Raw genomic sequence first — 22,865 nt, 5'->3', positions numbered from 1 at the left:
TCAGAAGTCGTAAGTCAGCTTGGTGTAGTAGAACGCCCCCTCCGGCGCCGAAGGCGCGAGGTAGCTGTACTGCTGCCCCGGCGTCTGGCGCAGACGGAGATTGAAGTCATCCGGCTTGCTGTCGAACAGGTTGTTGGCGCCCACCGACAGCTTCAGTTGCTTGCTGAACGCATAGTTCACGTCCAGGTCGGTGTTCCACTGCGCCGAGAAGGTCTGGTCGTACTGCGCATTGGCCGCCGAGGCCGCGTACTTGCGGTATTCGCCATAGCGGGTCTGGGCCAGGCTGACGGTCCACGGCCCATAGCGATGCACCGCGCCCAGCACCAGTTTGTCCTCCGGATAGCCATGCTCGAGATAGCCACGCGCCTCGCGGGTCAGCACATCGAAGCCATAGGGGTTGGCATTCACCGACTCGATGGTGGTGCGCGCCTTGGTGTAGCCCGCCGACAGCGCCAGGTTGCCGAAGCGCTGCAGGTCGAGGTTGTACTTGCCGACGATATCGACACCACGGGTGCGGGTATTGGCCGCGTTGGTCATGAACTGCGCCCAGCTGTACTGGCCGTAGCCGGCGGCGGCGAGGATGCGCTCGGCGTCCGGACCGGAGATGCCACCGCTGTAGAGCAGGCGATCGCGGATGCTGATCTGGTAGGCGTCGATGGTCAGCGAGGCCTGCTCGCTCGGCCGCAGCACCAGGCCCAGCGAGTAGTTGGTCGACTTCTCCGGCTTCAGCGCCTCGGCGCCGAGGGCCTGGGCCGCCGGGTGGTCCACCGGCAGCATGCGGGTGAGCACCGGGTTGCCGTTGACATCGACGTTGGTGGTGGTGGTCCAGGAGGTGCCGATCTGCCCCAGGGTCGGTGCGCGATAGGCGCTGTTGATGGTGGCGCGCACGCCGATTTCCGGGGTCAGCTCGTAGCGTGCCGAGACCTTGCCGGTGGTCGCCGAACCGAAGTCCGAGTAGTGCTCGGTACGCCCGGCGATACCCACCTGGAACTTGTCGGTGAGCTGGTTCTCCAGACCGAAGTACACCCCGCCGACATCGCGCTTGTAGCGCCCGGCGTCGTCCGGTGTCAGGCCCGAGGCCTGCACCGCGCCGACCTGCACGCCGTCGATGCCGCCGAAGGAATAGGAGTCGTAGTCGCCCTCTTCCAGGCGGTACTGCTCATGCCGGTAGGCGAGCCCCGCGGACACCGTCAGCGGGTTGTCCGACCAGGCCACGGCCAGGTCCTTGGCGTAGTCGACGCCGACGTTGGTCTGTTCGTTGATCAGGGTGGCGACATCGAACTTGGTCGGGCTGTTGGCACCGTAGCTCGGGTTGACCGTATCGAACGCCAGTTCGTCGTGCTTGTCGCGGCCATAGGTGGCGCTGATATCCAGGCGCCCGAGGGTAGCGTCCTCGAAACGCGAACCGACGGTGAACGAGGCATCCTCGTAGCGATAGCGGTACTTGGGAATGGTCCCGTTGGGATACAGCGCCGCCACGTTGTTGGGGTTGGACGCCAGCAACGGCGGCGTGTTGTTCACCGACTTGTCCTGGCCGAAGGTGGCGAAGCTGTACAGCCGCCACTGGTCGTTCAGGCCCACCTCGGCATTGGCCGCGAGGTTGTACTTGTCGCGCGAGGCGCCGCCCCAGCGCGGGTCCTGCCAGCGGCCGCCGGCCTGGTACTCGTCGCCGATATCGGTGGGCTTGGTGTTGACCCCGTTGAAGCTCAGGGTCAGGAAACCATCGCCCGGCAGCCCGAGGCCGTACCAGCCGTCGGCGCTCTTGCTGAAGCCGTCGCCCTGGCCGTACTTGCCCACCTGGGTGTTGAGCTGGCCACCGCTGTCGCGCTCCTTGAGGACGATGTTGACCACCCCGGCCACCGCGTCAGAGCCGTACTGCGCCGAGGCGCCATCACGCAGCACCTCGACATGGTCGATGGAACTGATCGGGATCATGTCCAGATCCACCGGCTGCGAACCAATGAACGGCACACCACCGGAAATGTTCACCACCGCCGAGGCATGCCGGCGCTTGCCGTTGACCAGCACCAGGGTCTGGTCCGGGGCCAGGCCGCGCAGCGAGGCACCCTTGGGGTTCTGGCCGCGGGTGGCGCTCTGGTTCTGCGGGAAGTTGAACGACGGCAGCAACTGGAACAGCGCCTGGTTCAGGGTGGTGGCACCGGTCTGCACCAGTTCCTCGTTGTTGATCACATCCACCGGCGCGGCGCTGGTCAGGGCGGTGGCGTCGCTGCGCCGGGTACCCAGGGCGACCACCCGGTCCAGGGTCGGCACGCTGGCCCCGGCGCTGTCGTGGCTGGCCACCCGGCTCGCGGCGGCGGCGGTGCTGGCCGAGGGCTCGGCGCGGCGGTCCTTGATGATGAAGGCGCCGGTCGGGCTGACTTCCAGGGCCAGGCCGGTGCCCCGCAGGGCCGCGCTGATGGCCTGCTCGGCGGACAGGTCGCCGTCGACCCGGGCCGAGGAATAGCGCCCGAGGTCCGGGGTGAAGGAAATCACCTGGCCGCTCTGCCGGCTGATGCTCAGCAGCACTTCGTCCAGCGGACCCGGGTTGATGTGATAGCTCTGCCGAGCCTCGTCGGCGAGCGCCGAGGCGCTGAGCAGCAGCCCCATCAGCGGGCCGATGGCGAATGCGTTGCGGACAGTCGTGTTGCGGCGGTTGTTGTGATCGTTCTTGCGCACTGCGATTCCCCCCACGGAATCAAAACGACGCTGCTCCCTCGGCAGCGCTTACGTGAGGGTTGTGACGCGGCGCGGGGAAAACTTGCAGATCGTTTGGTTATGGTCTTAGAACCGTGTTCAGGCCGGGACCAGGGTGACCCAGTACGCACTGTGGCGGTTGACCCGAATCGGCAGCGTGCGGCTCAGGGCCTCCAGCACCACATCGCTCTGGTCCAGGCGATACAGGCCGCTGACCCGCAGCCCGGCGATGGCCGGATCGAGGCGCAGGATGCCGTGGCGATACGGACGCAGCGCCTCGATCACCTCGCTCAGCGGACTGTCGCGCACTTCCAGCAGGCCGTTGACCCAGGCGCTGTCGCCGCTGCGCACGGCGTGCAGCGGGCCGAAGCGGTAGCGGTCGTAGCTGACTTCCTGGCCCGCCTGCAACTGCAGGCGGTCGCCGCCGCGGGTGACGATCTGCAAGGGCGCATCGAGCGCCCCGACCCGGCATTGCTCACCACGATCGTGCAACAGCACCTGGGCGGCGCGGGCGCAGAGGTCGCCGCCACTGGTGCGCACGATGAACGGCCGCGGATCGCCGACCACCCGGATCAGCCCTTCCCCGCCGCGCCATTCGAGCAACCGGCGTTGCCCGTCGAAACGCACGTCCACTGCACTCCGGGCGTTGAGCAGCAGTTCGCTGCCATCGTCCAGGCGCACGCGCTGGCGCTGCGCGACGCCCGTCGCGATATCGGCGTTCAGCGCCTGCAGCGACGGGCTGAGGGCCCAGCCGCCGCCGATCATCAGGCCCGCCCCGAGCAGCGCGCGCTGCAGCACCTTGCGCCGACTCGCCGGCGCCTCCAGTGCGCGCTGCAGCAGGGCGCCGTCAACGCCCTGGGCAATCGGCACCTGGAACACTCCAAGTGTGCCTTCCAGGCGCTTGCACAGCGCCTCGTGCCGCGGGTCGCGGGCGCGCCAGGCAAGAAAGGCCTGGCGCTCCGCCTCGCTGGCATGGCCGGAACGCAGCAGGACGATCCAGCGCGTGGCCTGTTCGATCAGGTGGTCCTGTTCGGTGCTCATGTCACTCCAGGCTGGCCTTGAGACAACGGTGGATGGCCTTGGCCATGTAGTCGCTCACCGAGCGTTGCGAGATGCCCAGTTGCGCGGCGATTTCCGGGTAGGTCAGGCCGTTGACCTGGGACAGCAGGAAGGTCGCCTTGACCTTGCCCGGCAGGCCGTCGAGCAGGTTGTCGATGATCTGCAGCGCTTCGAGCATCTGCGCCAGTTCTTCCGGCGACGGCGCCTGGACCTCGTCGTCCTGCAGCAGGGCATCGAGGTAGGCGCGCTCCAGGTCGCGGCGCCGCCAGAGCTGGTACATCAGGCGCTGGGCGATGGTGGTGAGCAGCGCCCGCGGCTGGCGGATCGGTTCCGCGGCAGGAGCGCTGAGCAGTTGCACGAAGGTGTCGGCGGCGATGTCTTCCGCCACCCCGCTGCCGTCGCCCAGATGCCGGCGCAGGCGTGAGCACAACCACGAGTAATGGCTGCGGAATAGACCGCCAACGTAATCGCTGTGCGAAGTGTCGAAACCGGACATGAATGACTCCAGAAGGAGGATTGCCTGAGATGTCCGGTGGTCCGGTGACGCCATGCTAGAGGGACTGCTTATTCTTTAAAAATATTTAAATCGCATTCATTTATTCGATTATGGAATTAACTGCATCAGTCCCTGTCGTGCTGCCTGGTCCTGGTAATCCAGGAGGATCTGGTAATCGTCTGCGCTGGCCGGGAGGATCTCGCGGATCGCCAGCGTCTCGGCGAACGCCGGCAAGCTCTGGTTCAAGGCGTCGCGGATACGCGCGGCGCCGGCCTCATCGAGGTGCGCCGGGCCGATGAACGGCAGGCTCGGGCTCGGTGCGCTGAGCGCGACCAGTTTCACCCCCGCGACTTCCTCGCTGTGGTCCCGGGCCAGGTAGCCGTAGGTGACGCTGTCGATCGCCGCCAGGTCGCCGCGCCCTTCGCGCAGGGCGCGCAGGCTGTCGCGGTGGCCACCGGTGTAGCTGATCGCGGAAAAGAAGCGACCGTCGCGCTGCAGGGGCGCGAGGCGATGGCGCAGCAGGTTCATTCCGGAATTGGAGTCGGGGCTGTTGACCAGGCCGTGGCTGCCGAAGAACTCGTGCAGCTCGCCACGCGGATCGTCGGCGCGGGCCAGCAGCAGGCTGTGGTGCGTGCCGGCGCTGGCGTGGGGCAGTTCGTAGCGCGGCCGGCCGATCACCCGCACCTTGCCGCGCAGCAGGGTCATCAGCGGATAGCCGCAGGTCTGGGTGAACAGCAACTGCGGCGACAGCCACAACGCCGCCAGGTCCAGATGACTGGCATCCTCACGCTGCGCGCCCAGGTGCGCCAGGGTGGACTGCAACCAGGCCTCGCTGGCCGCGCAGACCCGCGGTGGCGCCACGTACATCAGCAGTTCGGCGTAAGCCATGGGTACTCCAGGTCAGGCAAAGGGATGTTCGGGACTGTCGATGGGACGCCGGCCATGGCGGCGCAGCAGCTCGCCATAGCCGCGCACCAGAAAGCCGCCGCTGCGCGCCAGCCACTGCTCGCGGCGCTGGCGGTAGACGCTGGGCAGGAAAAACCACGGCAAGCCCGGCAGGTCGTGATGCACCAGGTGCAGGTTGAGGTGCAGGAACAGCCAGCGCCAGGGCCAGCCGGCTTCGTTGAGCACGGTGCGCTGCTCCGGGCGCTCGGCGGGGCGGTGTTCGTAGAAGGAGCGCAGCATCGCCACCGACAGCGCCGGGACGCTGGCGAAGAACAGGTACTGGCTGATCGACAGGGCGCTGTATTCGACGATGAAAGCGAGCATCAGGGCGACGCACACACCGTGCGTCAGCCACATGCGCCAGGCCTGGCGATCGCCCTTGCGCAGCCGGGCGAATTCTTCGCGGGCCAGGCCGAACAGGGCCTGGGGTGCACCGGTGAGCAGACGCCCGGCCACGGTCTTGTCCAGCCAGCGCAAGGCCCGGGCCAGGCGCGGCGTGCGTTGCCAGCGGGCGCGGGCGAGGTAGCGGCTTTCCGGGTCGCGGCCGGGCAGGGTCAGGTCTTCGTCACGGTGATGCAGCAGGTGGCTGTCACGGTACAGGGTGTAGGGGTACCAGACGGCGAAGGGCGCGTAGCCGAGCAGCTTGTTCAGCCACAGCAGGCGGGTCGGGTGGCCGTGGAGCAGTTCGTGCTGCAGCGACAGCCACAGCACCAGCAGCGGAATCAGCAGCAGCGTGGTCGGCCAGGCGCCGAGCCGCGCACTGCCGAGCAACAGGGCGAACCAGCCGCCATAGACCCCGACCAGCAGCAACCAGGTGGGCCACTCGCTGCGCCCGAGAAAGCTGGCCTGCAGGCGCAGCACGTCTTCGCGCTGGGCGTCGTCGAGGTAGTTGGACATTGGCGTGGGGGTCCCGAGTCATGGCTTATGACCCCCTGTGGCGTGAGGCGGCTGAATCTTGCAGATCCTTTGGTTATAGCGTTATGCCGAAATCAGCGGCCGTCCTCGACGTCCTTGCCACTGGCATCGATCGCCCGGCTCGACGGATAGCGCGACGAGGCATAGCGCACCACCAGGATCGAGAACGACAGCAGCAGGATCCCGCCACACAGGTACAGCAGCCCCTCGTCCGGCGCCTTGTGGTGCGACACGTCGCCGATCAGCAGGCGGGTCAGCGCGGTGATCGCCACGTACAGCAGGAAGCGGATCGGCATGTGGTTGGTCTTGAAGTAGATCCCCACCATCGCCCCCAGCTCGAGGTAGATGAACAGCAGCAGGATATCGTCGACGCTCACCCCGCCCTTGCCGAGCATGTCGAAGAAGGTCGTCACCGCGGCCCAGGCGGTGATGCCGCCGATGCCGAACAGGGCCAGGTAGTGGAACGACTCGACGCACAGATTGCCCAGCGAGTCGGCGGTGCCGTGCAGGCCCTTGCGCAGTTTTTCAGCCCATTTGATGTTCACGATGCGATTTCCCTGATACGGCCTGGAGGAGGATGCGGCAGACACATGACGCTTTGCCTGCATGCAGTAAAAAGGCCAGCGGCCACGCTTGAGAAGGCGACCGATTGCCGCAAGGCACGTGTGTCCCGGATCAGGTCGGAAAAACTGGGCTATAAAAAGGCCACTATCCAATGCCGGATGATTACTGTATAAATACCCAGTATTCGTATTCTTCAATTTTCGAAAAAAGGCGTGAGGTGATGAATGGCCGTCGAAGTGGTGTACCGCAGCAGCCGCGACCTGGAGCGTTTGTTCATGGATAAAGCCGAAGCAGATCGTCACGACAAGATGCTCGAGCTGGCGGAAATGCTCGCCGAAGTCCTGAAGAAAGCCGTGCCGTCGCTGGATGAACAGCAGGTCGACGACATCGGTATCTACATGGCGAAGAACCGCGACGTGTTCGCCAAGGCATTCAAGAGCCAGCCGGATGCCCTGTCCGAGTTGCTGGACGGCTCGCCTGCCGAGGAATGAGCCTCAGCCGCCGTATACAAGACGCTCCGCGAGTTGCTCGGCGACCCGCGCCGGCGAGCGCTTTTCCGCCTGGGCGTGGGCGAACACCTCGGTCAGCCGGGTGGGAATCCGCGCCAGGTGCGCGGTGATGGCGGTGGGCTCGACGCCCTGGTGGGTCAGGGCCACGTAGATCAGCCCGCCGGAATTGATGATGTAGTCCGGGGCATAGAGAATGCCGCGGTTCTCCAGTTGGTCAGCCACCTGCAGGCTGGTCAGCTGGTTGTTCGCCGAGCCGGCCACCGCCGCGCAGCGCAGCTGCATCACGCTCTGCCCGGTGAGAATCGAACCCAGCCCGCACGGGGCGAAGATATCGCAGGGCGTACCGACCAGCGCCTCGGAAGCCACCGGCTGCGCGTTGAACTGCTCCATCGCCAGTTGCACCCGCCCCTGGTCGTGGTCGCTGACCAGCAACTCGGCCCCCGCCGCGTGCAACTGCTCGGCCAGCGCATAGCCAACGTTGCCCAAGCCCTGTACCGCCACCCGCAAGCCTTCCAGGTTGTCGCTGCCCAGCCGTGCCATCGACGTCGCGCGAATGCCGGCGAACACACCCATGGCCGAGTGCGGCGAAGGATCGCCGGCGCGGGTGGTACTGGTGACATGCGGGGTGGACTGGGCGATGCAGTCCATGTCCAGGGTCGAGGTGCCGCTGTCGATCGCGGTGATGTAGCGTCCTTCGAGGGAATCGACGAAACGCCCGAACGCCTCGAACAGCGCAGCGCGGTTTTCCACATGGGGATTGCGGATGATCACCGCCTTGCCGCCACCCAGCGGCAAGCCGGCCAGGGCGGCCTTGTAGGTCATGCCCTGGGCCAGACGGATGGCATCGGTCATGGCGCTGTCGTCGTCGGGATAGGCCAGGTAACGACAACCGCCCATCGCGGGACCCAGCCGTTCGTTGTGGATCGCGATCACCGCCTTGAGGCCGGTGGCCGGGTCGATGCACAGGTGCAGGGACTGGGTGCGGGTGCTTTGCATGAGAGCGAACATCTGCGGGCCCTCGTTAAGAGTGCTTCCACCAGTATAGGTGGCACTCCGGCACCTGCGCGGACACTGGACGAAACGATTCCCCAGGTCTAAAACAGTAGTCTCAGCGGAGACCGCCATGACCCCACGCCAAGCCTGCCTGGCCTGCCTCGAACGCACTCCCCCGGCCTTCTTCGAGGCCGGGTTGTGGATTGCCGTGGAGCACGATGCCGCGGTCGAGCCGGCGCAGGTGATGCGTGCGGTGAAAGACCTGCAGCACGAGATCAGCAACGACCTGCCGCTGCTGCCGCTGCACGAGCTGGCCCAGCCGCTGCTGCGCAAGCTGTGTGCGCTGGGTTTCCAGGAAGACGAATATCACCCGCTGCGGCCCCAGGCCGCCCTGCTCGATCAACTCCTGCTGCGGCGTCGCGGCCAGCCGCTGGCGCTGGCCCTGCTCGGCCTGGAACTGGCGCGGGGCCTGTCGATTCCGCTGGAGGGGGTGAATTTTCCCGGCCATTTCCTGCTGCGTGTGCCGGGGGCGGATCATCTGCTCGATCCCTGTGGCGGACGGCGCCTGTATCCGGCGGACTGCCGCGAGTTGCTCGGCCGGCAGTTCGGCCCGCAGGTGGCCTTGAACCGGGAGCACCTGCAGACCGCCACGCCGATGCAGATGATCCAGCGGCTGTCACGCAATCTGCGCCAGCTGCACTCGACCCATGACGATGACCTGGCGGCCTTGAAGGACGCCGAACGTGTGCTGCAACTGGGGCCGGCGCTGGCCAGCGATTATCTGGCGCGAGCGACCTTGTACCAGCATCTGGAGTGCCCGCAGGCGGAGCGCTTCGACCTGGAGCATGCGCTGTTGCTGACCGATGACCCGATCCAGCGCCTGCGCCTGACCGAGCGCTTGAGTCATTTGCCGGTGGGGAAAAGGTCGGTGCATTAGGCGTCGTTTTTCGGGCCTTGTCGATGCGGTTTGATGCCCTGACAAGCCGGCGATGAGCAACAACTCCGAAAGCCTGACAGGAAAACGCATCAGGGCCGCCAGGTGCCCGTCTTGAGTCTTGCAGCGCCCTCAAGATCGAGCGCCGCCCGCGCGGCGCATCGCGGGCTACGCCCGCTCCCACATTTGTTGCAACGTGCCTATGCCTGACAGGCCATGGTTTGAGCTGGGCAGCACAGTTGACCGCCTTGTTGGTTCGACGCGATACCGAGTCGAACCCAACAGCCTCTCCGCGATGCATCGCCGTGAGACAAAGGCTGGCAACTCAAATCCAACAGACCATGGCACGTTGCAACAAATGTGGGAGCGGGCGTAGCCCGCGATGCGCCGCGCGGGCGGCGCTCGATCTTCAGGGCGCTGCAAGACTCAAGACGGGCACCTGGCAGCCCTGATGCGGTTCCCTGTCAGGCCTTCAACGCTATGTAGATACCCATGCCAGCGATAACACCCGAAACCAACAATCAACCCGCAGCCGGCGCATCCGCCTGCCGCGCAGGATGCGCCATGACGAACGCCGCATGCTCCTGCGCCAACCCCAGCACCCGCAGGATCCGCGGATAACCGCCAAGGTCGACATTGAAGCGCTGGGCCGCATACACCTGCGGAATCAGGTACACATCGGCCAGCCCCGGTTCCTCGCCGAAGCAGAAACCTTCATCCCCGATCAGTTGCTCGACCACCGCCAGGCCCTGGCCGATCCAGTGGGCAATCCACTGGTTCACCGCCGCCTCATCCTGGCCCTGCTCGCGCAGGTGCTTGAGCACGCTGACGTTGTGCAACGGATGAATATCGCAACCGATCAACGCCGCCACGCCGCGGACCCGAGCACGCTGCACCGGGTCCTGGGGCAACAGCGCCGGCTGTGGATAAACCTCCTCCAGGTACTCGATGATCGCCGGGGACTGCAGCAGCAGTTCACCGGAGTCGACCCGCAGCGCCGGCACCCGGCCCTGCGGGTTGAGCGCGAGGAAATGCGCCTCGTGCTGCTCGCCCTTGAGCAGGTTGACCGGCACCGACTGGAACTCCAGCTGCTTCAGCGCCAGGGCGATCCGCAGCCGATACGACGAGGTGGAGCGGTAGTAGGTGAACAGTTCCATGGATCAGGCCTCTCAGTGCGCCGCCACGACCTTGCCGCGGCATTCGCCGAAGCCGATGCTGGCCACGCCATCGCGCCTGGCGCGGGCGCGCAGGATGATTTCGTCGCCGTCCTCGAGGAACTTGCGCACCTCGCCCGACGCCAGTTCCACCGGGTGCTTGCCGCCCTCGGTGATCTCCAGCAGGCTGCCGAACTGCCCCGGCTCGGCCCCGGACAGGGTGCCGGAACCGAACAGGTCACCGGACTGCAGTTGGCAACCGTTGACGCTGTGGTGCGCGACCATCTGCGCCACGGTCCAGTACATGCTCAGGGTGTTGCTCAGGGTCAGGCGATGCGCCGGCAGGTTCTGCTCACGCATGCGCTCGGTGAGCAGCAGCACTTCCAGTTCGATATCGAACGCGCCGCTGGCCTGGTCACGGCTGTCCAGCAGGTACGACAGCGGTTGCGGATCACCGGCCGGACGGGCTGGCTGGGCACAGCGGAACGGCGCCAGGGCCTCGGCGGTGACCACCCACGGCGACACCGTGGAAATGAAGCTCTTGGACAGGAATGGGCCCAGCGGCTGGTATTCCCAGGCCTGGATATCGCGCGCCGACCAGTCGTTGAGCAGGCAGAAACCGGCAATGTGCTCGGCGGCATCGCCCACGGCGATGGCCTGGCCCAGTTCGTTGCCCTGGCCGATCCAGATGCCCAGCTCCAGCTCGTAGTCCAGCCGCGCGCACGGCCCGAAGCTCGGCTCGCTCTGCCCGGCCGGCAGGGTCTGGCCCTTGGGCCGGCGCACGTCGGTGCCGGACGGACGGATGGTCGAGGCCCGGCCGTGGTAGCCGATCGGCACGTACTTGTAGTTCGGCAGCAGCGGGTTGTCCGGGCGGAACAGCTTGCCGACGTTCTTCGCGTGTTCGATGCCGACATAGAAGTCGGTGTAGTCGCCGATCCGTGCCGGCAGGTGCAGCGCGCAGGCGCTGGCCGGATATAGCGCCGCCTGCAGCGCGGCCTGGTGTTCGCTGCCCTCGGCGAGCAGTTCCAGCAGCCGCTCGCGCAGGGCCACGCGGGCGCCACGGCCGAGGGCGAAGAAGGCGTTCAGCGCGCCGCCACGGGTGGCTTCGACGGCGACCCGCGCCTCACCCTCGAACAGGCCGGCGGCGAGCACCGCCTCCAGGTCGAGAATGGCCTCGCCGATGGCCACGCCACAACGGCGCTCGCCACCGGCGCGGCTGAAGATCCCCAGCGGCAGGTTCTGCAGGGGGAAGTCGCTATGCCCGTTGGCGGTATCGACCCAACTGCGGGCAATGGCGGTCTGGTTCATGTTCATCTCCGGTTCGGGGTGAAGGTGCTCGGCAGCGTGGCCCAGCAACTATCGTAGTCGTTCTGCAACTGCGGGCAGTCCAGGGCATGGCGGGTCGGACGCAGCACCTGGCTGGTCTCGAACATGAAGGCCATGGTGTTGTCGATCTTGTTCGGCGCCAGGTCCGCGGCGATGGCCCTGGCGCAGGTCTCGGCGTCGGGACCGTGGGCACTCATGCAGCCGTGCAGCGAGGCGCCACCCGGCAGGAAGCCTTCGGCCTTGGCGTCGTACTCGCCCTTGATCAGGCCCATGAACTCGTTCATCAGGTTGCGGTGGAACCATGGTGGCCGGAAGGTCTTCTCGGCCACCATCCAGCGCGGCGGGAAGATCACGAAGTCGATGTTGGCCATGCCCGGCACGCTGGTCGGCGAGGTCAGCACGGTGAAGATCGACGGATCGGGGTGGTCGTAGCTGACCGTGCCGATGGTGTTGAAACGACGCAGGTCGTACTTGTATGGCACGTTGTTGCCGTGCCAGGCGACCACGTCCAGCGGCGAGTGCTGCAGTTCGCAGCCCCACAGCTCGCCGCAGAATTTCTGCACCAGTTGCAGCGGGCCCGTCTGCTCTTCGTAGTGCGCCACCGGGGCGAGGAAGTCGCGCGGGTTGGCCAGGCCGTTGCTGCCGATCGGCCCGAGGTCCGGGATGCGCAGCGGCGCGCCATGGTTTTCGGCGATGTAGCCGCCGGCTTCGCCGTCCAGCAGTTCGACGCGGAACTTCATGCCGCGAGGAATCACCGCGATCTCCAGCGGCTCGACGTCCAGCACGCCGAGTTCAGTGACCAGGCGCAGGCGACCCAGCTGTGGCACCAGCAGCAGCTCGCCATCGGCGTTGAAGAACACCCGCTCCATGGACCGGTTGGCGCGATAGCAGTGGATGCTGATGCCCGCCGGTTTTTCCGCCGCCGAGTTGGCCGCCATGGTGACCCAGCCATCGATGAAGTCGGTGGGCTCGCCCGGCATCTCCAGGGGGCTCCAGCGCAACCGATTGGGCGTCAGCGCACCCAGTCCACCACCGGCAAGCTGGCGTTCCAGGCGCTCGAACGCCGGGTGCAGCGCCGAAGGACGAATGCGGTACAGCCAGGTGCGCCGCTGCTCGCTGCGGCTCATGGTGAACGCCGTGCCCGAGAGCAGTTCGGCGTACAGGCCGTAGGGGGCTTTCTGCGGGGAGTTCTGGCCGACCGGCAGGGCGCCGGGCAGCGCCTCGCTGGCGAATTCGTTGCCGAAGCCGCTCTGGTAAGCGAGGGCGGAAGGGGAATCGGAGTTCATCGAGCCTCCTGGCCGCGGGGGCCGGTTATTGTTATGCGTAATTCGATTACGTATAACGTAATTTGATTGACCTGGACCGTCAAGGTCCAAATGGGCTGCGAAGCAGCTCCTGAAAGTTGAAACCCTCACAGCCAGGCCTTACCCTCCTCCCCCGTCCCGCACAGTGAATGCAGCCATGAGCAAAGCCACGCCCCCCGCCGACAACGGCAAACAGAAGGTCCGCTCGGCGGAGGTCGGCACCGATATCCTCAAGGCCCTGGCGCAGCTGTCGCCGGCCACCTCGCTGTCGCGCCTGGCCGAGCATGTGGACATGCCGGCGAGCAAGGTGCATCGCTACCTGCAGGCGCTGATCGCCAGCGGTTTCGCCGAGCAGGACCCGGCCACCAACCACTACGGCCTGGGCCGCGAGGCGCTGCGCGTGGGCCTGGCGGCGCTGGGCGGGATGGATGTGCTGAAGGTGGCGGCGGTGCCGCTCTCGGAACTGCGCGACCAGCTCAACGAGAGCTGCTTCATCGCGGTATGGGGCAACCAGGGCGCCACCGTGGTGAATATCGAACCGGCGGTGCGCGCGGTGACCGTGGTCACCCAGATCGGCTCGGTGCTGCCGCTGCTCAGTTCGTCTACCGGCCTGGTGTTCGGCGCTTATCTGCCGGCGCGGGAAACCCTCGAACTGCGCGACCGCGAACTGGCGCACCTGGATCACGACGCCAACCACTACGACACACTGTTCGCCAGCATCCGCGAACGCGGCCTGCATCACGTGCACGGCCTGCTGATGCCGGGGGTCGATGCCCTGTCGGCGCCGGTGTTCAATGCCATGGGGCAGATCGTCGCGGTGCTTACCGTGGTCGGCCCGACCTCGATCTTCCATGCCGATGAACAGGGCCCGGCGGCACAACGCCTGCGGGCGGCGGCCGAGGCCATCAGCTGGCGGATGGGCTACGAAGGGGCACGGTGAACCGGATTGGTGCACTGTTGCCGACGATGCAACAGTGAATGTCAGAAAGCGCTATTTTTCCGCGGGTAGCCTCTGACTATCCTTCTCCTGCCTTGACGACCCGGTGTTCGCCAAGGCGCGAAGTTGACGCTTCGGCCCCCTTAACGGTCGGTTAACGCTCTCCCCCTAGAGTGCTCCTCGATTGTCGTTCCAAAGCGTCACCCTTCAGTTCACCGACGTTGATTTTGAAGCTCCTTGATCTACGTCTACTTGGCCGCTGCCTGTGCAGCGGCCTTTTTTATTCCCGCTCAATCGTCGCAATGAAAGCGGTGCAGCAAGCGATGCGCCACCGGCGCCAGGATCAGCCCGATACTGGCGACGAACACCAGCCCCACATACAACCCATAGACCGCAAAGAACAGCTTGCCGCCATGGGTCTGCGGCAGGTTCACCGGCCCCATGCCGCCCAGCAGCAGGGTGGCGTTGAACGCCGCGTCGTACCAGGTCACGCCTTCCTCGAAATGCAGGTGCCCGACCACCCCGATCAGGATCGAGCCGAACAGCAGCAGGACCGCGCCCAGGGCATGCAGCAGCAGCCGGCTGCGGAAGGCTTCGCTGGAAAGGACCTCGTCGTTCTTCGATTCGTACATGCTGTGCACTCCTGTCGCGACCAAAGCCTCCCAGCTTAGGAAAGATCTACCGATCGCGACAGAAAACGCGGTGTCAGGGTTTTGCGAACCGTTGCAGGTTGGCCATCATCTGCTGCAAGGCCTGCAGGCTGTCGCGCGGATGCTCGGCGCCCTCGAAATCGCCGATCTGCCCCCAACTGGCGGCGACATCCTCGACGCTGAACCCGCCCAGCGGGTCGAAGCCGACACCCAGGCTGCGCTCCCAGCGCACCTGGCCGATCCAGCCGCCGCCGACCTCGTACAGGTTGCCGCTGTCCTGGCACTGCTCGCTGCCCAGGTACACCACCAGCGGGCTGATCAGTTCAGGCTTGAGCTGTTCGAACACCTGCGGCGGGATCAGCCCTTCGGTCATGCGCGTGCCGCCGGTCGGGGCGATGGCATTGACCAGCACGCCGTGCTTGCGGCCTTCCAGGGCCAGGGTGCGGGTCAGCCCGTAGAGACCGAGCTTGGCCATGCCGTAGTTGGCCTGGCCGAAGTTGCCGTAGATCCCGGAGGTGGACGAGGTGAAGATCACCCGCCCCCAGTTCTGCTCGCGCAGATGCGGCCAGGCGGCGCGGGTGACCTTGTAGGCGCCCTCGACGTGAACCTTGTAGACCAGGTCCCAATCGGCGTCTTCCATCTTGTGGAAGGTCTTGTCGCGCAGGATCCCGGCGTTGTTCACCAGGATGTCGACGCGGCCGAAGCTGTCCAGGGCCTGTTCGACGATACGCTGGCCGTCGGTCACCGAGTCGTGGTTGGCCACCGCCTCGCCGCCCGCCGCGCGGATCTCCGCGACCACGCGGTCGGCAGCCGAAGCATTGGCGCCTTCGCCATGGGTCGAGCCGCCCAGATCGTTGACCACCACCTTCGCCCCGTGACGGGCGAACAACAGGGCATGGGCGCGGCCAAGGCCGCCACCGGCGCCAGTGACGATCACCACTCTATTTTCCAGGCGCACCGAATCACTCATGACGCAACTCCAACTGAACAGGGAACGGAACCGGCAGTGTCGGCCAGCGCCCGGCCCGGGACAACGAACCGGGTGGGCGCTGAATGGCAGGCGATAAGCCAGGCCTGGGTCAGGACCAGGCGACCTGCTGCGGACGCCACGTCAGCGGTTGGTGGCGGAAATCCAGGTAATGCCGCAGCACCTGGCCTGGCGACTCGGTATGCGGGTAGTGGCCGATCCCCTGGAGCAGCACGGTGTCGGGCTCCGGCACCAGTTCCTCGTAGCGCTCGACCATGTGCGCCCCGGCTGACGGATCCACCGCGCCATTGATGAAGCGCAGCGGCATGCCCGCGGTCTGCAGCGCGCCGACCCAGCGCTGGCGATGCGCCTTGCGCTCGACCAGGTAACCCGACAGACGGTGCAGGATGCGGTTGCCGCGGTTCGAGGCGATCAGGCTCCAGTAGTCGTCCAGCGCGCTTTCACTGGGATGGGTGCCGGGTCCGTAGGTCTGCCCGACATTGCGCACCAGGCCGTCGCGGTCGAACGTGCGCGCCACCAGCCAGCCCAGGCGACTGAGCAGCAGGCGCTGGAACAGCAACGGTCGATGGCACTCGGGAAACAGCCCGGCGTTGAGAAAGGCGCAACTGGCGATCTCGATCCGCCCTTCCTGATGACGCGCCAGCAACTCCTGGGCGACGCTGCCGCCATAGTCGTGGGCGAGGATATGCACGGGCTCGCGGACCTGCAGGTGGGCCAGCAGGGCCTGCTGCAGATCGGCCTGCTCCAGCAGGCTGTAGTGGTGCCCGGGCGGCTTGGCGGAATCGCCGAAGCCGAGCATGTCGCAGGCGATCAGGCGAAAGCGCTGGGCCAGCGGCTGCCAGAGGTAGTGCCAGTCCCAGCTGGCGGTTGGAAATCCGTGAATGAGTAGCAGTGGCTCTCCCTGCCCTGCCGTCCAGTAGCGAATGCTCTGGCCGCGGAACGTGAATCCCAGGCTCCGTGTCCGCCAGACGCACAGAGGAATCTCTGCCAGTGGCATTGGGAGATCTCGGCTGGTGGTGGATTGTATTAAGTGTTGGTCACGGCGGCACATTTTCGTGCTCTGTGGGACAGCATAGTCAGCCGTGGAAGAAGCGGAAGTTTCCTTGGCAGCCAGCTTGATGACCTTGCAGGACAGGCGCCGAACGGCGCGAAGGTCAGGCGGCGGCGCGACCGGGGGTTGCCGCGCCGCCGGGGGCGATCAGCCGCGCAGCCTGGCGGCGAAGTCGGCCAGCCAGGGCTCGGCGTCGACTTCCGGGGTGACCGTCTCGCTGGCATCCAGGCGCAGCATCGGCTGGACTTCCTCGATCCCCAGCTCGGCGAACAGCTCGCGCAGTTGCTCGCCGCCGCCGCAGAAGGTGTCGCCGTAGCTGGAGTCGCCCAGCGCCAGCACCGCGCCCGGCAGGCCACGCCAGGCCGCGGGCAGGCTGTCACGAATCTCGCTGAACAGCGGCACCAGGCTGTCCGGCAGTTCGCCCATGCCGGTGGTGGAGGTCACCGCGAGAAATGCCTGGGGCTCGAACGCCTGGACATCGGCGAGCGTGGCGCGAGCCGCGTGCCAGGCCTCGAAACCCGCGGCCTTGAGCAGTGACTGGGCGTGACGTGCGACTTCTTCGGCGGTGCCGTAGACCGAACCGGACAGGATGACCACTTTCATGACAAATTCCGTATCTGAGCAAAAGCGTAGGATACTAGCACCGATGGCTGGCAAAAGGCCTTATCCGCTGGCCTGACATGCACTAGAATCGCCCCTCCCAACAGCCCTTGCGCCGGTTCTCCCGATGATCAACGCCACACTGCTGCAACGCATGATCGATGCCTCCAACGACGGTATCGTGGTCGCCGAACAGGAAGGCGACGAAGACACCATCCTGATCTACGTGAACCCGGCGTTCGAGCGCCTGAGCGGCTACGACGCCAATGACATCCTCTACCGCGATTGCCGCTTCCTCCAGGGCAGCGACCGCGACCAGCCGGCCCGCGCGCTGATCCGCCAGGCCCTGGAAAGCCGCCAGCCGTGCCGCGAAATCCTGCGCAACTACCGCAAGGACGGCAGCGCCTTCTGGAACGAGCTGTCGATCACTCCGGTGTTCAACGAGGCGGACCAGCTCACCTACTTCATCGGCATCCAGAAGGACGTCACCCGCCAGGTCGAGGCCGAGCAGCGAGTAACCGAGCTGGAGCGGCAGCTGGCCGAGGCGCAGGCACGCATCCAGCAGCTGGAAAGCGACCAACGGTCCTAACAAAGGCACCGATTCGCTGTCCATTCATCACCCGGAAAAATCGCAGCAGTAGCCATCATGCAAGCCGATGCCCTTCTGACCCAGGACGAGCTGGATTTCATCCAGAGCGTGCACCGCTCGCCCCAGCTCAACCGCGTGGACCCCAACTCCACGCTGCGCCTCAATGGTCGCAGCGACGTCCAGCAGTTGCTCACCCGCCTGGTGGCCAACGAACAGGTCACCGTGCAGGCGCAGTTGGACAATCAGCAGATGAGCTTCCCGCTGTTGCTGGTGGAGGACGAGTTCCACGCCCTGCACCTGCAGGTGGGCGCGCCGAGCATCTATGAGGAAGGCGCGGTGGTGCGGCCCTGGCGCCTGAGCCTGGACACGCCGGTGATGCTGGAGGACCAGCTGGGCCTGAGCAGCGGCCTGAAAGTCCGGGAGATTTCCTTCAAGGGCGTGCTGCTGGAGCTACCGCCAGGGCGCAAGGCGCCGAAGACCTTCAATCTCTGGTTCGCCCCGGACGGCATTGCCCCCATCGCCCTGCGCGGCACCCTGCAACGCCTCACCGTGGAAGGCCTGGCCGCCTACAAGCTGAGCCAGCGCCAGCCGGAAGAGATCGAGCGCTTGCGCCAGTACATGTTGCAGCAGCACCGCCGCACCCACCCGCAAGTGCACTGCAGCTAGCTGTCGAGGTGGCCGTCGAGGCACTGCTGCAGACGCCGCCGCATCAGGCGCCCTTCCCCACCCAGACAGACGATCTGCGAACCGACCAGGTTGTCCTGAAGCATTTCCGACGCCTCGCCGGCGAACAGCAGCGGACAATCCAGGGCCAGTGCCAGGCGTGCCAGGCGCTTGGCCAGGTCGGCGGCGGGGGCGTGGTTGGAAAACAGCACCAGCGCATCGGGGGTCATGCGTTCGCAGACCAGGCTCAGTTCCTCCAGCGGCTGCCCCGGCGCCAGCACGCTCACCGCCACCTCGCTGCTGCCCAGCAACAGGGCGCAGACCAGCAGTTCCAGCTCGCGGCACTGCTCCGGCAGCGCGGCCAGCAGCACCCGTGTGGATTGTTCTTCCCGCGCCAGTTGCAGGCGCTGCCAGGCGCGGGCACGCAGGAAGGTATCGAGGAACAGCCATTCGCTGAGGCGGCCGAAACCGTCATGGGCCACGCGCAGTTCCTGCCACAGCGGCATGAGGATGTCCTGGAACACCACGGCCAGGGGATAACTGGCGAACACCTGGCCGTAGACCCGCTCCAGCCGGCTTTCGTCGAAGCCCTGCACCGCCTGGCGCAACTGATTGCGCCATTGCTCGTGGTCCCTGACCGGCGGGGAGCTGGCGCTCTCGTCGGGCTGACTCTGCGCCGCACGGTCGCGCGCGAGGATCTTGCCGACCTTGCTCACTGCCACGCCGCGTTCGATCCAGCCGAGGATATGGCGGACGTCGTCGATATCGGAGCGCGAATACAAGCGATGCCCACTTTCGGTGCGTGTCGGCTGGATCAGGCCATAACGGCGCTCCCAGGCGCGCAGGGTGACCGGATTGATGCCCGTCAGGCGCGCCACCTCACGAATGGGAAACAGCTCCTCATGGTCCAGACCGCGTTCGCTGAGTGAAGCCGGGGAAAGCTCGATCATCGCCTGACACGCCGCAGGTTGTAGGAAAAGGATGACCATTCTAGCCCGGCGAAGGGAAGCAGGACCAAACATCCGCGTGAACCAGGTCAAAGCCGACACTGACGAGTCACACTATTTACGGAATAATCCTTGCTTGTTTTCGGACGCTGCCCAACACCCCGGGCGGCGATCCATGGTCATGGCTACCCGCCGCGACCCGTTGCCAGGAGATACACGATGTCTACCCCTCCCGTTACCCTGATGCTCGCCCGGCGCGCTGCCAAGGGCCGTTATCAGGACATGATCGCCTGGCTGCACGAAGGCGAGCAGTTGGCCACCGACTTTCCCGGCTACCTCGGCTCCGGCGTGCTGGCCCCGCCGCCCCAGGGCGACGAATTCCAGATCATCTTCCGCTTCGTCGACGAAAAGACCCTGCACGCCTGGGAGTTCTCCGCCTCGCGCAGCGCCTGGCTGGCCCGCGGCAACGGCCTGTTCGAACAGCCGACGGAAAAGCGTGTCAGCGGTATCGAAGGCTGGTTCGGCAACGACGCCGCGCAGCGTCCGCCGCGCTGGAAGCAGGCAGTGGCGATCTGGCTGGCGTTCTTTCCGGTGTCGCTGGCGTTCAACCTGCTGTTCGGCCACTGGCTGGCGGAACTGAGCCTGCTGCCGCGCATCCTGCTCAGCACCCTGGGGCTGACGCCGCTGATGGTGTACCTGTTCATTCCCCTGTCGACCCGTTGCCTGGCCGGCTGGCTCAACGCCCGTCCCGCGGTGCCGCCAGGGCCGGGCAGCGCCGGCGAATCGCTGGAAAGCCGCTGACCGGCCGGGGGCGGTCATTCCAGGCGAGTTCGGGTATGCTGGCGACTGACCGCGAACCTGAAAAAGTTGATCGTCCCCGCATATGAACAGCCCAATCCTAGTTACCGGTGGCAGCCAGCGAGTCGGGCTGGCGCTGGCCACGCAACTGGCGCAGGCCGGCCACACGGTGGTCAGCGCCAGCCGCAGCAAGATCACCACCCCGGCGCATCCGAACATCATCCCGTTCCAGGCCGACCTGTGCCGCGAAGACGACCGCGAAGCCCTGATCGAGCACCTGCGCGGCCACTACGACGGCCTGCGCGCGATCGTCCACAACGCTTCGCTGTGGCTCGACGACGACCTGGACAACCTCACCACCATGTTCAAGCTCCACGTCGAGGCGCCGTACCACCTCAACCTGGCCCTCGGCGAGCAACTGCTGAAGCTGGACAAGGCGGACATCATCCATATCTGCGACGAGACCTCCTCGCGCGGCAGCAAGAGCCATATCGGCTACGCCGCGACCAAGGCCGCGCTGCAGAACATGGTGCTGTCGTTCGCCGAGAAGTACGCGCCCACGGTGCGGGTGAACGCCGTGCTGCCGGGGCTGCTGATCCTCAAGGAAGGCGGCGACGAGCAGTACCGCCAGCAGACCCTGAAGAAGGCCCTGCTGGAATTCGAGCCCGGCGCCCAGCCGCTGATCGACGCGGTGTTCTTCCTCCTCGAAAGCCAGTACAGCACCGGCAGCAACGTGGTCATCAACGGTGGCCGCCACCTGAAGAACCGAATCGCCTGAAACCGAGAAAGCCATGACTCCGCAAGAACAACTCGAACTCGAAGCCGCGGCGTTCCGTCGCCTGGTCGAACACCTGCGCCAGCGTAGCGACGTGCAGAACATCGACCTGATGAACCTGTCCGGCTTCTGCCGCAACTGCCTGTCCAAGTGGTACAAGGCCGCCGCGGACGAACGCCAGATCGACGTGAGCCTGGATGACGCCCGCGAGGTGGTCTACGGCATGCCTTACGAGCAGTGGAAAAACCAATACCAGAAAGAGGCCAGCGCCGAGCAGCAGGCCGCGTTCGCCAAAGGAAAAAGCCATGACTGATCTGACCCGGCTGCGTGCCAGCCTCGACACCGGCGAACATGTTTTCGCCGACACCCTGGCCTTCGTCGCCGAGCACTATGACTACCAGCAGACCGCCTTCGACAACGGCGGCGTGGCCAGCGCCGCCGGGCAGAACGAAGGTTCGTGCAAGACCCTCGGCCTGGCCCTGCTGGAAGGCCTGAGCGACCAGGAAACCCTGCTGGCGTTCGGCGAGCACTACCGCGCGGTGCTGGCCACCCCCGAAGGTAGCGACCACGGCAACATCCGCGCGCTGATCGCCCATGGCCTGGCCGGGGTGAAGTTCGCGGGTGAGCCGCTCAAGCGCAAGGCTTGAGGGGGCGGTTGCAGCGCCTGGCGCCTGTCTTGAGGCTTGCAGCGCCCTGAAGATCGAGCACCGCACGGGCGGCGCTCGATCTCAAGGGCCTCGCACCTGTCACGGCGAGCACTTGGCAGCCCCCCTCACTCCTCGATCGTCAACCACGACCAGCGCTCCTGGTACTTCCTGGCCTTTTCCCGGAACAACCGCGGCTGGTGATTCAACGGATTGCTGCGCAACACCCCCCGCTGCAGATCATCCAGCCCCCAGGTGCTGTACAGCTCGCCACTGCGCACATCCAGCCCCAGGCAGGTAGAACGCACCAGGTAGCGGTCGATGCCGTCGGTGACCTTGAGCAGCGGCGTATAAGGCACGCCGAACTTGCCCTCGTACCAGAGGTGCACCCGCGCCTGGTTGCGCACCTCGACCTTGTCGGCCAGCGCGCCACAGGCCTGGTGCACGCGCTGGATCACGCGGTCTTCCGCTTCCCACGAAAGGTCACTGTCGAAGTAGATCACGTCGTAGTCCTTCACGCCCCAGTCCGGCTCGCGGCCGCTCCTGAGATTCCACAGGGCCTGGAACAGACAACCGGCAGTCAGCATGCACTGCGGCAGGTCGAGCTCCACCAGCACCCGCAGCAGCTCGACATTCACCGGGTTCTTCAGGGCCATGGCGACCAGCGCTTCGTCAGTCAGCACGCTCATCAGATCGACTCCCCGCGCACGGGCGGCCGCATTTCCCAGCCCGACGGCCACTGCAGGGCACGTTCGAGATCGAAACGCAGGCTTTCATCGCGCAGACCGATCAGCACCACCACCAGCAGCAACAACGCCAGGCCCCCCTCGACCAGTCCCCAGCGCGGTACCTCGGCGCTGCGCCCGCGGCTGCACCACCAGGCCTGGCCGGCGCAGAACACGGCGATGGCGCAGACCCACAGGTAGTAGCCGGGCGCGAAGTGCAGCACGCTGTGGAAGGTGTAGCTCTGGTTGTCCGGCAGGCGTTCGATGGCGTGGCTGCCGAGGGCCAGGTACAGCGCGCAGAGGCCTAGGATCAGGGCGAACCAGCGCCAGCGCCGGCGCACCAGCAGGGCCAGGCCGAACAGCGGGTTGGCGAACCAGCCGAACAGACCGAAGACAATGCCCCACGGGCCCTGCAGGAGGATCTGCAAGGCGGTCAGGTGGCTGCCGCCGCTCAGTTCGACGGCGTCGAAACACAGGGCCAGCAGGTAGAACAGCAGGGACAGGGGGATATAGAAACGCGCCATGGGCGATCTCGAACAAGTGAGTTCGCGACGATACCGTATATCGGCACCGCGTTGCGGCCCTTCGCCGAACCACTGCGAAGG

General features: G+C 66.0%; 26 protein-coding genes. 9 read left to right on the top strand and 17 right to left on the bottom strand.

Translation table 11 applies throughout. The features are described 5' to 3' along the window. From RTI28_RS08080 to RTI28_RS08055, 6 genes are all read right to left on the bottom strand, one after another. Complete coding sequence (locus RTI28_RS08080; RefSeq protein WP_316920081.1) at window positions 1–2,607, bottom strand: TonB-dependent receptor; 2,607 nt, start codon at window positions 2,605–2,607, stop codon at window positions 1–3. A 186-nt stretch (window positions 2,608–2,793) separates the two neighbouring features. Then, on the bottom strand, window positions 2,794–3,735 hold the full coding sequence (locus RTI28_RS08075; protein ID WP_316919971.1) for a DUF4880 domain-containing protein: 942 nt from the start codon (window positions 3,733–3,735) through the stop codon (window positions 2,794–2,796). 1 nt (window position 3,736) lies between these two features. Further along, the gene (locus RTI28_RS08070) at window positions 3,737–4,249 is read right to left on the bottom strand and encodes a sigma-70 family RNA polymerase sigma factor (RefSeq protein WP_316919970.1); all 513 of its coding nucleotides are present in this window, start codon (window positions 4,247–4,249) and stop codon (window positions 3,737–3,739) included. A gap of 108 nt (window positions 4,250–4,357) precedes the next feature. After that, window positions 4,358–5,137, bottom strand: a complete 780-nt coding sequence (locus RTI28_RS08065; protein WP_316919969.1) for a phosphate/phosphite/phosphonate ABC transporter substrate-binding protein — start codon at window positions 5,135–5,137, stop codon at window positions 4,358–4,360. Window positions 5,138–5,149: 12 nt separating this feature from the next. Beyond that, window positions 5,150–6,091, bottom strand: coding sequence for a fatty acid desaturase (locus tag RTI28_RS08060; RefSeq protein ID WP_316919968.1), 942 nt, complete (start codon window positions 6,089–6,091; stop codon window positions 5,150–5,152). A gap of 92 nt (window positions 6,092–6,183) precedes the next feature. Further along, window positions 6,184–6,654 carry a phosphate-starvation-inducible protein PsiE gene (locus RTI28_RS08055; protein ID WP_316919967.1) on the bottom strand — a complete coding sequence of 157 codons (471 nt, stop codon included), beginning with the start codon at window positions 6,652–6,654 and terminating at the stop codon, window positions 6,184–6,186. Between the two features lie 243 nt (window positions 6,655–6,897). Between RTI28_RS08055 and RTI28_RS08050 the strand changes: the two genes are divergently transcribed. Beyond that, window positions 6,898–7,164 (top strand): YebG family protein, encoded by a 267-nt coding sequence (locus RTI28_RS08050; protein ID WP_042122888.1) that lies wholly within the window; start codon window positions 6,898–6,900, stop codon window positions 7,162–7,164. A gap of 3 nt (window positions 7,165–7,167) precedes the next feature. Here the strand turns inward: RTI28_RS08050 and RTI28_RS08045 are convergent, their stop codons facing one another. Next, a complete protein-coding gene (locus tag RTI28_RS08045; protein ID WP_316919966.1) occupies window positions 7,168–8,190 on the bottom strand; it encodes a Leu/Phe/Val dehydrogenase in 1,023 nt (340 codons plus the stop codon). 115 nt (window positions 8,191–8,305) lie between these two features. Here RTI28_RS08045 and RTI28_RS08040 point away from each other — a divergent pair, with 115 nt between their 5' ends. Further along, window positions 8,306–9,112 (top strand): tetratricopeptide repeat protein, encoded by an 807-nt coding sequence (locus RTI28_RS08040; RefSeq protein WP_316919965.1) that lies wholly within the window; start codon window positions 8,306–8,308, stop codon window positions 9,110–9,112. A 518-nt stretch (window positions 9,113–9,630) separates the two neighbouring features. On the opposite strand, the gene maiA is transcribed toward RTI28_RS08040, so the two are convergent. Genes maiA through hmgA form a run of 3 tightly spaced genes read right to left on the bottom strand, consistent with a single transcriptional unit; the run spans window position 9,631 to window position 12,875 of the window. After that, entirely contained in the window at window positions 9,631–10,266 is a 636-nt protein-coding gene (gene maiA / locus RTI28_RS08035; RefSeq protein WP_316919964.1) for a maleylacetoacetate isomerase, read from the bottom strand. Window positions 10,267–10,278: 12 nt separating this feature from the next. Next, window positions 10,279–11,571 (bottom strand): fumarylacetoacetase, encoded by a 1,293-nt coding sequence (fahA, locus tag RTI28_RS08030; protein WP_316919963.1) that lies wholly within the window; start codon window positions 11,569–11,571, stop codon window positions 10,279–10,281. A gap of 2 nt (window positions 11,572–11,573) precedes the next feature. Next, window positions 11,574–12,875, bottom strand: coding sequence for a homogentisate 1,2-dioxygenase (gene hmgA / locus RTI28_RS08025; protein WP_316919962.1), 1,302 nt, complete (start codon window positions 12,873–12,875; stop codon window positions 11,574–11,576). A gap of 175 nt (window positions 12,876–13,050) precedes the next feature. Here hmgA and RTI28_RS08020 point away from each other — a divergent pair, with 175 nt between their 5' ends. Next, window positions 13,051–13,833: an IclR family transcriptional regulator gene (locus tag RTI28_RS08020; protein WP_316919961.1), complete on the top strand. Its 783-nt coding sequence runs from the start codon at window positions 13,051–13,053 to the stop codon at window positions 13,831–13,833. Between the two features lie 287 nt (window positions 13,834–14,120). Here RTI28_RS08020 and RTI28_RS08015 read toward each other — a convergent pair whose 3' ends face one another. The 4 genes from RTI28_RS08015 to RTI28_RS08000 all read right to left on the bottom strand — a co-directional run bounded on the left by RTI28_RS08015 (window position 14,121) and on the right by RTI28_RS08000 (window position 17,122). Continuing rightward, window positions 14,121–14,462 carry a hypothetical protein gene (locus RTI28_RS08015; protein ID WP_042122877.1) on the bottom strand — a complete coding sequence of 114 codons (342 nt, stop codon included), beginning with the start codon at window positions 14,460–14,462 and terminating at the stop codon, window positions 14,121–14,123. A gap of 73 nt (window positions 14,463–14,535) precedes the next feature. Continuing rightward, window positions 14,536–15,450 (bottom strand): SDR family oxidoreductase, encoded by a 915-nt coding sequence (locus RTI28_RS08010; RefSeq protein ID WP_316919960.1) that lies wholly within the window; start codon window positions 15,448–15,450, stop codon window positions 14,536–14,538. A 109-nt stretch (window positions 15,451–15,559) separates the two neighbouring features. After that, window positions 15,560–16,465 carry an alpha/beta hydrolase gene (locus tag RTI28_RS08005; RefSeq protein ID WP_316919959.1) on the bottom strand — a complete coding sequence of 302 codons (906 nt, stop codon included), beginning with the start codon at window positions 16,463–16,465 and terminating at the stop codon, window positions 15,560–15,562. Between the two features lie 201 nt (window positions 16,466–16,666). Then, entirely contained in the window at window positions 16,667–17,122 is a 456-nt protein-coding gene (locus RTI28_RS08000) for a flavodoxin (RefSeq protein ID WP_316919958.1), read from the bottom strand. A gap of 124 nt (window positions 17,123–17,246) precedes the next feature. On the opposite strand from RTI28_RS08000, the gene RTI28_RS07995 reads away from it, so the two are divergent. Continuing rightward, window positions 17,247–17,708, top strand: coding sequence for a PAS domain S-box protein (locus RTI28_RS07995; RefSeq protein WP_316919957.1), 462 nt, complete (start codon window positions 17,247–17,249; stop codon window positions 17,706–17,708). Window positions 17,709–17,765: 57 nt separating this feature from the next. After that, window positions 17,766–18,374, top strand: coding sequence for a hypothetical protein (locus RTI28_RS07990; RefSeq protein WP_316919956.1), 609 nt, complete (start codon window positions 17,766–17,768; stop codon window positions 18,372–18,374). Here the strand turns inward: RTI28_RS07990 and RTI28_RS07985 are convergent. Continuing rightward, window positions 18,371–19,321: a MerR family transcriptional regulator gene (locus RTI28_RS07985; RefSeq protein WP_316919955.1), complete on the bottom strand. Its 951-nt coding sequence runs from the start codon at window positions 19,319–19,321 to the stop codon at window positions 18,371–18,373. The two genes, RTI28_RS07990 and RTI28_RS07985, sit on opposite strands and share 4 nt — an antisense overlap. Before the next feature lie 216 nt (window positions 19,322–19,537). Here RTI28_RS07985 and RTI28_RS07980 point away from each other — a divergent pair, with 216 nt between their 5' ends. From RTI28_RS07980 to RTI28_RS07965, 4 genes are all read left to right on the top strand, one after another. Then, window positions 19,538–20,119: an antibiotic biosynthesis monooxygenase gene (locus RTI28_RS07980; RefSeq protein WP_316919954.1), complete on the top strand. Its 582-nt coding sequence runs from the start codon at window positions 19,538–19,540 to the stop codon at window positions 20,117–20,119. Between the two features lie 82 nt (window positions 20,120–20,201). Next, the gene (gene folM / locus RTI28_RS07975) at window positions 20,202–20,894 is read left to right on the top strand and encodes a dihydromonapterin reductase (protein WP_316919953.1); all 693 of its coding nucleotides are present in this window, start codon (window positions 20,202–20,204) and stop codon (window positions 20,892–20,894) included. A 13-nt stretch (window positions 20,895–20,907) separates the two neighbouring features. After that, window positions 20,908–21,204, top strand: a complete 297-nt coding sequence (locus RTI28_RS07970) for a DUF1244 domain-containing protein (protein WP_316919952.1) — start codon at window positions 20,908–20,910, stop codon at window positions 21,202–21,204. After that, window positions 21,197–21,538 carry a HopJ type III effector protein gene (locus tag RTI28_RS07965; protein ID WP_316919951.1) on the top strand — a complete coding sequence of 114 codons (342 nt, stop codon included), beginning with the start codon at window positions 21,197–21,199 and terminating at the stop codon, window positions 21,536–21,538. Before RTI28_RS07970 ends, RTI28_RS07965 begins: the two co-directional genes overlap by 8 nt. A 125-nt stretch (window positions 21,539–21,663) precedes the next feature. On the opposite strand, the gene RTI28_RS07960 is transcribed toward RTI28_RS07965, so the two are convergent. Both RTI28_RS07960 and RTI28_RS07955 read right to left on the bottom strand, forming a co-directional pair. Beyond that, complete coding sequence (locus RTI28_RS07960) at window positions 21,664–22,224, bottom strand: nucleotidyltransferase family protein (RefSeq protein WP_316919950.1); 561 nt, start codon at window positions 22,222–22,224, stop codon at window positions 21,664–21,666. Continuing rightward, entirely contained in the window at window positions 22,224–22,784 is a 561-nt protein-coding gene (locus RTI28_RS07955) for a hypothetical protein (protein ID WP_316919949.1), read from the bottom strand. Before RTI28_RS07955 ends, RTI28_RS07960 begins: the two co-directional genes overlap by 1 nt. Between the last annotated feature and the right edge of the window lie 81 nt (window positions 22,785–22,865).

The organism is Pseudomonas sp. zfem002 (genome assembly GCF_032621685.1).
Lineage (GTDB): Bacteria > Pseudomonadota > Gammaproteobacteria > Pseudomonadales > Pseudomonadaceae > Aquipseudomonas > Aquipseudomonas japonica.
Note: the sequence above shows the minus strand (reverse complement) of the source record. Positions and strands in the feature narration are given on the sequence as shown.